This window comes from Comamonas terrae (assembly GCF_001544075.1).
GTDB lineage: Bacteria > Pseudomonadota > Gammaproteobacteria > Burkholderiales > Burkholderiaceae_C > Comamonas > Comamonas terrae.
In genome coordinates this window covers 71827-84944 of the sequence record NZ_BCNT01000012.1, presented here as the reverse complement: position 1 = coordinate 84944, position 13118 = coordinate 71827, and the positions used below count along the sequence as shown (strand labels likewise).

The following is a 13118-nucleotide window of genomic DNA, read 5'->3' as shown; positions in this document are numbered from 1 at the left end:
CGCGGCAGCCGCGCTGCCTGGCGCTCCCTGGCCCCGCTATTGGGAGAAATCCATGTCGAAGCCTTCGTCCGTCAGCTGGATCTCGTCCAGAGGCCCTTTCTGCAGCCAGCCTTCGCGCAGCGCCAGATCCAGCGCCGCCTGCTGGTCCTGGCCCGAGATGCCGTGGCGGTCCAGGTCCATGGCCAGCAGTTTCGGCGACATGCCCTCGCCTGCGCGCAGGCCCTGTTCCACCACCATGATGTAGACGATCTTGCGGACCGCGGTCTGAATGGATGAATCCATCATGCTCCAACTCCCCGGATAAGCAGCACATTAGCCAGCACACAGCCGCAAGCCTACACGGTCGCCTTGGACCGTGAAAGCAGTGCGGCTAACGCCCATCCGCGCCCCGACCGGCATCGCAGCCCAGCGCATCTCCCAGGGCCTGCAGCTGCGCGCCCAGGGCCGCCTGCAGGTCGGCGCGCATGGCGTCGCGCGTCAGCCGTTCCTCGGCATAGAGCGCAGCCCAGTCCAGGCCCACGCCGATCAGGACACCGGCCACCGCGCCGGCCACGGCTCCGGCAGCCGTGCCCACGCCGGGCACCACCGAACCCAGCGCGGCACCGGCTGCGGCCGATCCGGCCTTGCCCAGGCCCTGCTTGGCGGCGGCCTTGGCCAGCACCTTGCTGGCAGCCTTCATCGACGCCTTGGCCATGGCCTTGCCGGCCACCACGGCGGCAAAGGCGCCGGCTCCCGTGCCCGCCACGGCGCTCGCGGCCAGGCGCTGCCGCGCATCGCCCAGCAGGCCGAGCGCGGGCAGCTGCGGCACATCGGCCCGCACAATGCACTGGCTTGCATCCAGCGCCAGGTGGTGGCGCGCCAGCGTCTCCTCGATGTGCTGGCGGCCCGCATCCAGGGCCTGGCCGCTGCGCGTAGCCTGCTGCTGCACGGCCTGCATCCAGGCGTCCAGCCCCGGCGTATCGCTCAATGTCCGGGCCAGCCTGTTCTGCAAGAAGGCATCGGTCCCGCCGGCCAGCAGGCTGAGGATGCGCCCCCATTCGGCGCCCAGGCTGAAATACCAGTCCAGGTAGCGCTCCACGGCGGCATCCAGCTGCCCGCGCATATCTTCCATGCCCGTGCACAGCGCCTGGCCGCCCTGCATGCGGCCCAGTGCCTGCAGGGCCTGGGCGCGCGTGGCCTCCAGCGTGCCCGGGCGATACAGCTGCAGGCCGATGCGCTCGCATTCGGGCAGGCGCTGCAGGGCCAGCGGGCTTTCATGCGCGCGCAGCAGCCCGTCCACGCTGGCAGTGAGCTGCATTGCAATGGCGATCGCCAGCACCGCAACCAGGCCCGCCAAGGCGGCCTTGCCACGCCTTTCATTCGCGCAGCGGGCTTGCTGCCACGCATGGCGACGGACGGCCCGAGAGCCTGCCGCGCCTTGCAGCACGCAGCCCAGGCACAGCAGCATGCCCACGGGCCCGAACAGCGCGAGCAGCAGCAGGCGCAGCGCCGGGGCCCGGGGCAGGTCGGCCAGGGCTCCGCCCGCCACCTGCAGGGTCAGCAGCGCATCCAGCCCCCAGCGCACCAGACCCGAGGGCGACTGGCGTATGGACACGATCGCCGCATCGAGCGCCGCCGGCTCCATGCCCGGCGCCAGGGCCCTGCCCCAGTCCGCATCGCCGGCCATGCACAGCAGCCACAGGGCGCCCGGCACGGCCACCAGCAGCACCCGGGCCGCGCGCTGGCTCCAGGCCCAGGCATAGGCGGGCTGTGAAAATTCGGGCGCCAGCCGCTGCTGCAGCCAGGTACCCAGCAGGGCATGGAGCCCAGGCGCGGCCGCCAGCAGCGCCCATTCCCAGGGCGCCAGAAACCATGACTGCCACAGCGCCGCACCGACCAGCAGCAGGGCCAGCACCGATGCCTTGCAGGCTGGCCACCAGCCGCCGGACAGCCACCGCCCCAGCCGGCCCTGCGGCGCGAACTGCATGTAAAGCAACTGCTTGCGCAGCATGAAGGCCAGCCACAGCCCCCAGGCCGGCAACAGGGCCAGCGCCACGACGGCCAGCAGCCAGGCCCAGGGCGGCAAACGGGTCAACCAGTGGCTGGCGCCCCACAGCGCCAGCAGCCACAGCCAGCCAGGCAGCACGGTGCGTACCCATGCGGCCCGCTCGGCATTCATGGCGTGTCGGCGCGGGAGCTGGAGACCTTGCCGGCCCCGCGCGATGCGGCCGCAATGCCGCGGGCCATGCGCGCGTTGTAGACCGTCAGTCGGCTCAGGCCCAGCTGTTCGGCCACCTTCGCATCCGATGCCGTGCCCAGCAAGGCCACGGCCTCGGCCGTCCAGGCGAATCCGGCACCGCGGCCCGAAGCCGGGGCAATGCCCAGCTCGCGGCGCTTGGCCACCACGCTGGCCTTGCTCAGGCCCAGCTGCGCGGCCACTTCGGCATCGGACGCCTGGCCCAGCAGGGCCAGCGCCTCAGCGGACCAACGGAAATGCCCGAAGGCGGGAATGCCCAGCGCATTGCGCTTGAGATTGACGGTCTTGGCCGTCGTGCCCCAGCGCTGGGCCAGCACGGCATCCTTTTCGCGGCCCAGCAGGGCCAGCATGTCCTCGGTCCATTGCAATGCGGCCTTACCCATGCTTGCGAATCCTTGTCTCGGTCATCGATGGCACAAAAAGCTGTAAATGGCGCCCCGCCTCCCGCACCTCGAGCGAAGGCCGCCTCGTCGCAACGATGTCGCCCTCTCCAGGGATAGCCGCCCCCAGGGGGCTCAATGCCCATGCCCCCAGTAGATCAAGGCGTCGCGCCCCTCCACCGACAGCGATACCTGCGCACCCACGGGCAGCAGCACCTTGGTCGGCACATGGCCGAAGGGCAGGCCCTGCAGCACGGGGCACCTGACCTGCATGCGCAGCCAGTCGATCACGGTCTGCAGCTTGAAGCCCTTGTCGTGGCTGCCGAGCTTGAACTCGGTGAACTGGCCGAAGACGATGGCTTTCTGCCTGGCCAGCACGCCCGAAAGCAGCAGCTGGGTGAGCATGCGCTCGATGCGGTAGGGATGCTCGCCCACGTCCTCCAGGAACAGGATGCCGCCCTCGATCTGCGGAAAGTACGGCGTGCCCAGCAGCGAGACCAGCACGGCCAGGTTGCCCCCCCACAGCGTGGCGCCGCCGGGCACGTAGAAGTCCTTGAGCTGCGGCTTGCCGTTGGGCAGCTCGCCGATCCTGGGCATCTGCCAGCCCGCGCCTTCGCCCTGGCCGCTGAGCAGGTCCTCGAAGCAGTCGAGCATGATGTCGTCCACTTCGCCGCCATCCTTCGCATCCACGCCGAAATCGGCATTCAGCGCCGGGCCGGCCCAGGTGGTGGCGCCTGTCTGGGCCAGCATGGCCAGCTGGAAGGCCGTGAAATCGCTCAGGCCCACGAACTGCGTGCCCTTGGCAATGGCCTTGGCCACGGCCTTGTACTTGATGCCGGGCAGGATGCGCGTGAGGCCGTAGCCGCCGCGGCTGATCAGCGCCACGTCGGCGCCGCTGGCGGCCGCGCGGTGGATGGCAGCCAGGCGCGTGGCATCGTCGCCCGCAAAGCGCTGCTGGCTGCTCAGTGCATCGGGGTCCACCTCCACGTCATGGCCCAGGGCCTGCAGGCGCTGCACGCCGCGCCGGAAGGCGGCCTTGTCGCGCACGGCCCCCGAAGGCGAATAGATGTAGATGTGCTTGGGGCCGTGGCTGTGGTCATGGCCGCAGCAGCTGCCGTCGGCCGCATGCACATGGCCGCGGGCTTCGGCATGGCCGTCGTCATGCGTGCAGCCTTGCGTGGCGCAGCCGTGTGCTGCAAAGTGCTGGTGATCGTGCTGGGCTGCGGCCGGCGCCTGTTTCTTGCCGGCGGATTTGCGCGTAGTTGCCAAAACCTGTCCATGCGGGCGGATGGCCCGCATGCTCCGTGGTGGGTTGGGAATCCGTGGACTCCGAAGAAGATGAAGGCCCTGCACCCGCTCCATGCATTCATGAACACGGCGCGGGGCCAGGGCTATGCCGCAAAGTATTCCACAGCGCGACGCGCCATGTCTTGCGCAGCCGCAGGAACCGCCGCCACGCTGCGGTTTAGCAGCCATACCCCCGCATGGCGGGCAAGCTCGGGTACGGCCTGCAGCCATGCGTCCTGCCACTGCGATTGCGCCACCAGCCTGCCGGCACCGGACTGCAGCCACAGCCGCTGCCGTCCGGCCCATTGGGCCAGCAGCGGCGCGGGCACGGCCGGCAATTCGGCCTGCACGCGTGGCCAGGCCCTGAGCGCGGCGCGATGGCCGGGTTCGGCGAACGGGGCATCCCAGGCCTGCCGCTCCGCGGCATTGCCGGCCCGCCCCTCCCAGGCCAGCAGCGCCTCGCCCACGCTCCAGCCAGGCTTGCGCGCGGCCTGCTCGTACCACTGGCGGCGCTTCTCCGGCTGGCCGGCCAGGGGCCATGCGTCCACCAGCCAGGCGCCGCGAAAGCGCTGCGGCATGCGTGCGGCCACGGCCAGGCCCAGGCGTGCGCCATCGCCGTGTCCGACCAGCACCAGCCCGTGCAAATCCAGGGCCTGCACCAGCTCGGCCAGCACCTCGACATGCCAGGCCGCACTGTGGGCCTTGTCCTTCTTGGGCCTGTCGCTGCGGCCGAAGCCCGGCAGGTCGGGCACCACCACGCGGTGGCCTGCGGCCGTCCAGGCGGCGATCTCGTGGCGGAACGCATATCCCCAGGCCGGGCTGCCATGCAGGCACAGCCAGGTCATCGCGGCATCCTGCGGGCCCTGGTCCACCACGGCCATGCGCAGGCCGGCCAATGCAGGCAGGTCGCTGCGCCATTGGGGCTGCCAGGGCCAGCCGGGCAGTTCCGCGAATGCCTGGGCACTGCTGCGCAAGGCCGTGTCCTTGAGCGGATGGGGCTCCAGCAGCCGCTCGCGCGCCTTGTTCTCCAGGCGCCGCCGGCGAAAGAAGTCCGCCATCAGCGCCGCGCATTCGGCTTCCAGCACGCCACGCACCACCTCGGTCTGGTGGTTGATCTGCGGGTAGCCGAACAGGTCGAGCACCGACCCGGCCGCGCCGGTCCTGGGCTCGGCCGCGCCGTAGACCACGCGCCTGACGCGCGCATGCAGCACGGCGCCGCTGCACATGGCGCAAGGCTCCAGCGTGACGTAGAGCGTGCAGTCCTCCAGCCGGTAATTGCCCAGATGCTGCGCGGCCTCGCGCAGCGCCAGCACCTCGGCATGGGCCGTGGGGTCGTGGCGGGCCACCGGACCGTTGCGCCCGCGCCCGATCACCGCGCCGTCCAGCACCACGACGGCGCCGACCGGCACCTCGCCCTGCTGCGCAGCGGCGCGCGCCTCCTGCAGGGCCTGCTGCATGAAATGTGCATGCCTTGCCCCGTCCGGTGTGGCATCCATCGCCGCCGATTCTTTCAAAACCATAGCTGCCTGCGCTTGCTGATCCTGCGTTAGCAGGATTTTTCGTTCATTTTTTCCAGCACCGTCCCCATGTCAGCGGCCGGACAGGTGCACCTGCTTGCGCTCGCCCGTTGCATAGCCATACACCGTGACTGCGGGCGTTTCCAGCTCGCCCTGGGAGTCGAAGGAGATGGTGGCCGTCACGCCTTCGTAATGGATGCCGCGCAGCCGGGGCAGATAAGCTTCGGGCTGAATGGAGTCGGCCTGCAGCATGGCCTGGGCCAGCACCATGGTGGCGTCGTACGCATAGGGGCTGAAGACCTGGTACTGGCCGGGAAAGCGCTTGTCGTAGCGCTGCTTCCAGGCCGGGCCGCCGGGCATGTTCTGCACCGAGCTGCCGCCGACCACGCAGGTGACGTTCCTGAGCGTGGGCGCCTTGTCTGCCAGCGAGGGCAGGCGCTCGGTGCACTGCGCATCGCCGCCGAGAAAACGGATGTTGTTCATGGACAGCTGCGCCATCTGGCGCAGTATCGGGCCGGCCTGGGCATCCAGCCCGCCGAAGAAGATCGCATCGGGGTTGTGGCTCTTGATGGCGGTGAGAAGCGAGGAGAACTGCGTGGCCTTATCGCTGGTGTACTGCTTGTCCACGATCTGCACGTCGCGCTCGCGCGCCGCATCCTCGAACAGCTTGACGATGCCCTGGCCGTAGGCAGTGCGGTCGTCGATGATGGCCACGCGCCGCACGCCCAGCGTCTTGACCGCATGGTCGAGCAGCGCATCGACCATGGCCCCGTCGCTGGCGACGAGACGGAAGGTGTCGTCATAGCCGGCCTGCGTGATGGCCGGATTGCTGGCCGCCGGCGTGATGTTGGGAATGCCGCACTCGTTGTAGATCCTGGCCGCAGGCAGCGTGGTGCCCGACTGCAGATGGCCGACCACGCCGGCCACCTTCTTGTCGCAGAACATGCGCGCCAGCGAGGCCGCACGGCCCGGATCGCCGGCGTCGTCCCCGGCCTCCAGCCGCCATTGCACGGGATAGCCGCCGATCTTCAGGTTGCGGGCATTGAGTTCCTCGATGGCCATGCGCACGCCGTTTTCCTCGTCCTTGCCCAGATGCGCGATCGGCCCCGACAGCGGCCCGCCATGGGCAATGCGCACCACCAGCGGAGCGTCCGGGCCGCTCCTGCCGCCCGGGCCTTCCTCTGGTGCGGCGGCCTGCGCCCCTGCCCCGGCTGCCAGCGCAAGCGCCAGGCAGGCGCCCGGCAGTGCAAGACGACGCAGGAAATGGGGGGAAAGCGCAAATGACATGCCTACTCCTTAGCAGTGGTTTCAATGGATGCAAGCCGCGCCCTCCTGCCCATGCGGGCTGGACCGCAACAACGGCGGCCGCGCGGCAAACGGCTCGCATGCGGGTGCAGGCGCGACGCCTAGCGGCGCCGGCACGATGGCGCCGCAGCGCAGGGGCAAAGGCCGGGCGCTACCCGCACCTGGGACGGCGCGGCCGGCCCTGCGCATTGTGACGGCAGTTGAAAGGCTGCGCCGTCAGCCATGGCGATGCGCCAGGTAGGCATTTTGCGACCCTTTGCATCCACTCCCCTGCGGCAGCCCTGCCGCCGCGCGATACACCATGCCATATCCCGGCGCAGGCAGCCAATTCACGGCCCGGCGATAATTGCACCCCTATGTCCCTCCTGCCCCACCAGCTCGAACTGCTCTCTCCGGCCCGCGACGCCGATATCGGCATTGAAGCCGTCAACCATGGCGCCGACGCCGTCTATATCGGCGGCCCGGCCTTTGGTGCGCGCGCCACGGCGGGCAACGACATCCGCGAGCTGGAGCGCCTGATCCAGCATGCCCACCGCTTCGGCAGCCGCATCTTCATCACGCTCAACACCATCCTGCGCGACGACGAGCTGGAGGATGCCCGCAAGATGGCCTGGCAGGTCTACGAGGCCGGGGCCGATGCGCTCATCATCCAGGACATGGGCCTGCTGGAGCTGGACCTTCCGCCGATCCAGCTGCATGCCAGCACGCAGACCGACATCCGCACGCCCGAGAAGGCGCGCTTCCTGCAGGACGCGGGCCTGTCGCAGATCGTGATCGCACGCGAGCTGGACCTGCGCCAGATCGCCGCCATCCGCGCAGCCACCGACCCGGCGCGCACCACCATCGAGTTCTTCGTGCATGGCGCGCTGTGCGTGGCCTATTCGGGCCAGTGCTTCATCAGCCACGCCCACACCGGCCGCAGCGCCAACCGCGGCGACTGCAACCAGGCCTGCCGCCTGCCCTACGAGGTGACGGACGCCAGCGGCCGCATCATCGCGCACGAAAAGCACGTGCTGTCGATGAAGGACAACAACCAGAGCGACAACCTGCGCGCGCTGATCGATGCCGGCGTGCGCAGCTTCAAGATCGAGGGCCGCTACAAGGACATGGGCTATGTGAAGAACATCACGGCCCACTACCGCAAGCTGCTGGACGAGATCATCGAGGAGCGCGAGTTCTCGGACGCGCCGCTGGCGCGCTCGTCGTCGGGCCGTACCAGCTTCACCTTCGAGCCCGATCCGGACCAGAACTTCAACCGCGAGTTCACCGACTACTTCGTCAACGGCCGCAAGGACGACATCGGCGCCTTCGACACGCCCAAGACACCGGGCCGCGCCATCGGCTGGGTGACGCAGGTCGGCGACAAGTGGTTCGAGCTCGAAGTGGGCGACAAGGCCGCCGTGCTGCACAACGGCGACGGCCTGTGCTACTACGATCTGCAAAAGGAACTGGTAGGCGTGCACATCAACCGCGCCGAAAGCGTGAATGCCAGAAAGGGTATCTGGCGCGTCTTCCCCAAGAACGAGGTCGCCGAGTTCAAGGACCTGCGCAAGGGCCTGGAGATCAACCGCAACCGCGACATGGACTGGGTGCGCACGCTGGAGAAGAAATCCAGCGACCGCCGCATCGGCCTGTGGGCCGAACTGAAGGAAACGGCAGACGGCTTTGCGCTGACGCTGACCGACGAGGACGGCTTCACCGGCAGCGCCGCTATCGCCCTGCCGCACCAAGCGGCCACCGACGCCACCAAGGCCGAGGCCTCGCTGCGCGAGCAGCTGGGCCGTTTCGGTGCCACGGTGTTTGCCGTCAACGACATCAGCCTGCAACTGTCGCAGCCCTGGTTCGTGCCCGCCTCGGCGCTGAACCAGCTGCGCCGCGATGCCGTGGCCGCGCTCGAAGAGGCGCGCGCCAAGGGGTTCGTGCGCCTGCCGCGCGCCCAACCCGTGGAGCCGCCGGTCCCCTTCCCGGAGGACACGCTGACCTACCTGGCCAATGTGTTCAACCACAAGGCGCACGACTTCTACGTGAAGCACGGCGTGAAGGTGATCGACGCCGCCTACGAGAGCAAGGAAGAGGAAGGCGAAGTCTCGCTGATGATCACCAAGCACTGCGTGCGCTTCTCGATGAGCCTGTGCCCCAAGCAGGCCAAGGGCGTGATCGGCGTCAAGGGCACGATCAAGGCCGAGCCGCTGCAGCTGATCAACGGCAAGGAAAAGCTCACGCTGCGCTTCGACTGCAAGCCCTGCGAGATGCACGTGGTGGGCAAGATGAAGAAGTCGGTGATGAACCAGCACCTCAAGGAGATGCAGGAATTCCCGATGCAGTTCTACCGCACGCGGCCCGTGCCGGGCGTCAAGGCCTGACCACGGCCGGCCCATGAGAAAAGCGCTGCAAGGCAGCGCTTTTTTATTAGCCCTACGTGGCCTGCGTTGGAAACCGTTCAGAAAGTCTCCCAGTCGTCTTCCTGAGCACGTGTGCTGCCGCCGGCCGCCTTGGTCGGGGCATTGCCCAGCGCAGGCGCCTTGGCCGGCGCCGCAGGCTTGTCCGCCTTGCGCGGTGCAGGCACCGCAGAGCCGCCGCCCATGGAGGCAGGCTTGGGCGTGCGCCCTCCCGCAGGCACTGGTGCCGGCATGGACCTGCGCACCGCAGCTGAGGGCCCCGTCTCCTGCACCGCACCGGCGGGCAGCTTGAAGACCACCACCGCACTGACCAGATCCTGAGCCTGCTTGCGCAGCGCGCCGGCCGCCGCGGCGCTTTCCTCCACCAGGGCCGCATTCTGCTGGGTGGTCTGGTCCATCTGGGTCACGGCTTCGCCCACCTGGGCCACGCCCTGGCTCTGCTCGCTGCTGGCGGCGCTGATCTCGCCCATGATGTCCGTCACCCGGCGGATGGCCGAAACAATCTCGCCCATGGTGGCGCCGGCCTTGTCCACCAGCTGCGTGCCCTGCTCCACGCGTTCCACGCTGGTGGTGATCAGCCGCTTGATCTCCTTGGCCGCCTCGGCGCTGCGCTGGGCCAGGGTGCGCACCTCGCCGGCCACCACGGCAAAGCCGCGCCCCTGCTCGCCGGCGCGGGCCGCTTCGACGGCGGCATTCAGGGCCAGGATGTTGGTCTGGAAGGCGATGGAGTCAATGACGTTGATGATGTCGGCAATCTGATGGCTGCTGTGGTTGATGCCCTTCATGGTGTCCACCACCTGGGCCACGACGGCACCACCCTGCTCGGCCACCTGGGAGGCATTCACCGCAAGCTGGTTGGCCGCGCGCGCGTTGTCGGCGTTCTGGCGCACGGTGGAGCCGAGTTCCTCCATGGAGGCCGCGGTCTCCTCCAAGGCGCTGGCCTGCTCTTCCGTGCGGCTGGACAGATCGGCATTGCCCGAGGCGATCTGGGCGCTGGCCGAAGCCACGCCTTCCGCATTCTGGCGCACGGTGCGTACCGTCTGCACCAGGCTGGAGCGCATGCGCTCCAGCGCCAGCAGCAGCTGGCCGGTCTCGTCACGGCGCTGCACATGGATCTCGCTGCTCAGATCGCCATCGGCCACATGGTCGGCTGCCCGAACCGCCTGGGCCAGGGGCCCGCGGATGCCGCGAACCAGCCAGACAGCGGCAATGACGGCCAGGGCAACCGCCAGCGCGGCGGCAACCGACTCGACCCACAGCGCACGGACATAGACCTGCTCGGAGCTGCGGGTTTCCTCCTTGGCCACATCGCTGTTGAGCTTGATGAGCTTGACCAGCGTGCTGGACGAGTCATTGAACAACTTGAGCGATTCCCCGTTGAGCAGGGCGAGCGCCTTTTCCTTTTCCCCGGCACGCGAAAGCTCGAACAGCTTCTTGTTGATTGCCACATAGTTTTCGCGCTCTTGCAGAAACTGGTTGTAGAGCTGGCGTTCGGCTTCCGAGGAGATCAATGGCTCATAGACGCGCTTTTCTTCAGCCAGACGCACCTGCAACTGGTCGTACTGCTTCTCCATATCCGCCAGATAGGCGGCATCGGTGTTGTACACATGCCGCAATTCCGCCAGGCGGACACGCAGCAGCTCCGCATTGATGATGTTGATGATTTCCACGCTGGGCAATGCGTTGTCCGTAATGGTTTCGGAACTTTCCCGCATGGTTTTGAGCTGGAACACGGCAAGCGCCACCACGGAAAGCAGCAGCAAGACCAGTACCCCGAACGTGCCCGCGATGCGGGTCGATATCTTCATGTCTTTCATTGAGTCACTCCCAAGTTTTATCCGGTGCTGGTTTGCTTGACAGGGTGCCGGCAATGGATGGCTTCAGTTCCGGCGCCGGCCCCGTCTTGCCAGGGATTTCGGCTGCGCCGCGTATTCCTGTAGAGAAATTGGAAGCGAACAAAAGACCATGTTAACCAGGCATTTCGAAGGAAAAGCCGTCTGGCAGCAGAGCCTCTGGAAAGCCCTGATACGCCCGGGACAAGCGGAAAAAAGAAAAGCAAGCCGCGAGGGCTTGCTTCGGAAGGGTCGCCTGTGCGTGCCAGGCTGGAGGCGGTTTGCCGTTTGCGGCTCAGAACTGCTCCCAGTCGCTGCTTTCCTGCGCGGCCACCTTCACCGGCTCGGGCGCCGAGCGGCTCTTGCCGCCGGCCAGGGCGGGCGGGGATACGGGCTTTGAAGCAGCCACATGGCCGGCCTTTGCGGGCACGGCCGCGGCCCGGGAGGTCTGCTCCAGCGGTGGCTGACGCGAGAAGGCCTGCGCCGGCGTGGACCCCTCCACCACGAAGACAGCCACCGAAGCCACCATGGCCTGTGCCTGGCGCTGCAGCGCATCGGCCGCTGCGGCGCTTTCCTCCACCAGGGCCGCATTCTGCTGGGTGGCCTGGTCCATCTGGGCCACGGCTTCGCCCACCTGGGCCACGCCCTGGCTCTGCTCGCTGCTGGCGGCGCTGATCTCGCCCATGATGTCCGTCACCCGGCCGATGGCGCTGACGATCTCGGCCATGGTCTCGCCCGCCTTGTCCACCAGCCCGGTGCCCTGGTCCACGCGTTCCACGCTGGTGGTGATCAGGCCCTTGATCTCCTTGGCCGCCTCGGCGCTGCGCTGGGCCAGGGTACGCACCTCGGCAGCCACCACGGCAAAGCCGCGCCCCTGCTCGCCGGCGCGGGCCGCTTCGACGGCCGCATTCAGCGCCAGGATGTTGGTCTGGAAGGCGATCGAGTCGATCACGCCGATGATGTCGGCAATCTGGCGGCTGCTGTGGTTGATGCCCTTCATGGTGTCCACGACCTGCGCCACCACATCGCCGCCGCGTGCGGCCACCTCGGAAGCGTTGCGGGCCATCTGGTTGGCCGTCTGGGCGTTGTCGGCGTTCAGGCGCACGGTGGAGCCCAGCTGCTCCATGGAGGCTGCCGTCTGCTCCAGCGCGCTGGCCTGGCTTTCGGTACGTGCCGAAAGGTCGGCATTGCCCTGGGCGATTTCCCGCGAAGCCAGGGCCACGCCCTGCGCATTGGTCCGCACTTCCTGCACCACGGACGAGAGCTGGCGCCGCATGTCCTCGAGCGCATTGAGCAGCAGGCCGGTCTCGTCCCGCCGCTGGTTGCGGATGGGCTTTTGCAGCTGGCCTGCCGCCACGTCCTGCGCGACCTGCACCGCCTGTGCAATGGGCACCGTGACGGCCCGGGTCATGGCGATTCCGACCACGGCGGCCATTGCAATCACCAGGATCAGCGTGCCGCCGATCCAGTAATGCGCTCCGGCATAGGCCGACTTGCCGTCCTGCTCCACGCGGTCCGCGGCCGCCAGCTGCGCGTTCACCAGCTTGCCCGTGCTTTCGGCCAGGCGGCTGAAGGCGCTTTCGGATTCGCCCGCAAAGAACAGGCCCAGCTCGTCGGCCATGGCCGCCTGGTCCTCCACGGTGTTGTAGTTGCCGTCGCGCGCACGCGCCAGCAGCTGGCTGTGCAGCTTGAAGAACTCGGCCTTGTAGCGCTGGTAGTCCGCATAGGCGGCCTGCAGGGCCTCGCCGGCAATCAGCCGCTCCACGGTCTTTTCCTGCTCGGCAATGGTCTTCAGGCGCTCCTGGATCTGCTTTTCGTAGCCTTCGATCTCCACCAGCGCCCGGGCCGAGGCAATGCCGGCCTCGTGCCGGCGCAGGCGGTTGTATTCCGAACGCATGGACGCGGTGTTGTAGATGCTGGGCAGCGTCACCTCCGCCAGCGTCTCAGCCGTGTGCTGGATGCGCGTCAGCTGCATCCAGGCCACAAAACCCAGCAGGGCCGAGAGCAGCACGATGACCAGAAAGCTGATGCCCAGCCTGCTGCCTATGCGCCAGTTCGAAATCTTCCATTCCATGCTGTCTCCTCCTCGCTTGCCGCGTTTAACGCATATGCCGCACTGTGGCTGTCAGCTCCATCATCGGCATGGACATGCCGGTCATTGA

Annotated in this window: 9 protein-coding genes; 1 reads left to right on the top strand and 8 read right to left on the bottom strand. The window is 68.0% G+C overall.

The genetic code is table 11. The annotated features are described in order from the left end of the window. Nucleotides 1-36 precede the first annotated feature (36 nt). The 6 genes from Cte04_RS16090 to Cte04_RS16065 all read right to left on the bottom strand — a co-directional run bounded on the left by Cte04_RS16090 (nucleotide 37) and on the right by Cte04_RS16065 (nucleotide 6707). A complete protein-coding gene (locus Cte04_RS16090; RefSeq protein ID WP_245633407.1) occupies nucleotides 37-282 on the bottom strand; it encodes a hypothetical protein in 246 nt (81 codons plus the stop codon). Between the two features lie 88 nt (nucleotides 283-370). After that, the gene (locus Cte04_RS16085) at nucleotides 371-2158 is read right to left on the bottom strand and encodes a hypothetical protein (protein WP_066480445.1); all 1788 of its coding nucleotides are present in this window, start codon (nucleotides 2156-2158) and stop codon (nucleotides 371-373) included. Then, nucleotides 2155-2619 carry a hypothetical protein gene (locus Cte04_RS16080; RefSeq protein ID WP_066480440.1) on the bottom strand — a complete coding sequence of 155 codons (465 nt, stop codon included), beginning with the start codon at nucleotides 2617-2619 and terminating at the stop codon, nucleotides 2155-2157. The genes Cte04_RS16085 and Cte04_RS16080 overlap by 4 nt, the downstream gene beginning before the upstream one ends. A 132-nt stretch (nucleotides 2620-2751) precedes the next feature. Then, entirely contained in the window at nucleotides 2752-3747 is a 996-nt protein-coding gene (locus tag Cte04_RS16075) for an LD-carboxypeptidase (protein ID WP_066480568.1), read from the bottom strand. Between the two features lie 260 nt (nucleotides 3748-4007). Beyond that, nucleotides 4008-5399 (bottom strand): tRNA adenosine(34) deaminase TadA, encoded by a 1392-nt coding sequence (gene tadA / locus Cte04_RS16070; RefSeq protein ID WP_066480435.1) that lies wholly within the window; start codon nucleotides 5397-5399, stop codon nucleotides 4008-4010. A gap of 93 nt (nucleotides 5400-5492) precedes the next feature. Continuing rightward, nucleotides 5493-6707, bottom strand: a complete 1215-nt coding sequence (locus tag Cte04_RS16065) for a branched-chain amino acid ABC transporter substrate-binding protein (RefSeq protein WP_066480434.1) — start codon at nucleotides 6705-6707, stop codon at nucleotides 5493-5495. 374 nt (nucleotides 6708-7081) lie between these two features. On the opposite strand from Cte04_RS16065, the gene Cte04_RS16060 reads away from it, so the two are divergent. Continuing rightward, on the top strand, nucleotides 7082-9088 hold the full coding sequence (locus tag Cte04_RS16060; protein WP_066480433.1) for a peptidase U32 family protein: 2007 nt from the start codon (nucleotides 7082-7084) through the stop codon (nucleotides 9086-9088). 77 nt (nucleotides 9089-9165) lie between these two features. Here Cte04_RS16060 and Cte04_RS16055 read toward each other — a convergent pair whose 3' ends face one another. Both Cte04_RS16055 and Cte04_RS16050 read right to left on the bottom strand, forming a co-directional pair. Further along, nucleotides 9166-10941 carry a methyl-accepting chemotaxis protein gene (locus Cte04_RS16055; protein ID WP_083526705.1) on the bottom strand — a complete coding sequence of 592 codons (1776 nt, stop codon included), beginning with the start codon at nucleotides 10939-10941 and terminating at the stop codon, nucleotides 9166-9168. A 310-nt stretch (nucleotides 10942-11251) separates the two neighbouring features. Further along, on the bottom strand, nucleotides 11252-13030 hold the full coding sequence (locus tag Cte04_RS16050) for a methyl-accepting chemotaxis protein (protein ID WP_083526704.1): 1779 nt from the start codon (nucleotides 13028-13030) through the stop codon (nucleotides 11252-11254). Nucleotides 13031-13118 lie beyond the last annotated feature (88 nt).

Bases quoted from the DNA above. Each gene is read 5' to 3' on its own strand.
- Cte04_RS16090 (WP_245633407.1), bottom strand. From the start codon at position 282: ATGGATTCATCCATTCAGACCGCGGTCCGCAAGATCGTCTACATCATG.
- Cte04_RS16060 (WP_066480433.1), top strand. From the start codon at position 7,082: ATGTCCCTCCTGCCCCACCAGCTCGAACTGCTCTCTCCGGCCCGCGAC.
- Cte04_RS16050 (WP_083526704.1), bottom strand. From the start codon at position 13,030: ATGGAATGGAAGATTTCGAACTGGCGCATAGGCAGCAGGCTGGGCATC.
- tadA (WP_066480435.1), bottom strand. From the start codon at position 5,399: ATGGATGCCACACCGGACGGGGCAAGGCATGCACATTTCATGCAGCAG.
- Cte04_RS16065 (WP_066480434.1), bottom strand. From the start codon at position 6,707: ATGTCATTTGCGCTTTCCCCCCATTTCCTGCGTCGTCTTGCACTGCCG.
- Cte04_RS16055 (WP_083526705.1), bottom strand. From the start codon at position 10,941: ATGAAAGACATGAAGATATCGACCCGCATCGCGGGCACGTTCGGGGTA.
- Cte04_RS16080 (WP_066480440.1), bottom strand. From the start codon at position 2,619: ATGGGTAAGGCCGCATTGCAATGGACCGAGGACATGCTGGCCCTGCTG.
- Cte04_RS16085 (WP_066480445.1), bottom strand. From the start codon at position 2,158: ATGAATGCCGAGCGGGCCGCATGGGTACGCACCGTGCTGCCTGGCTGG.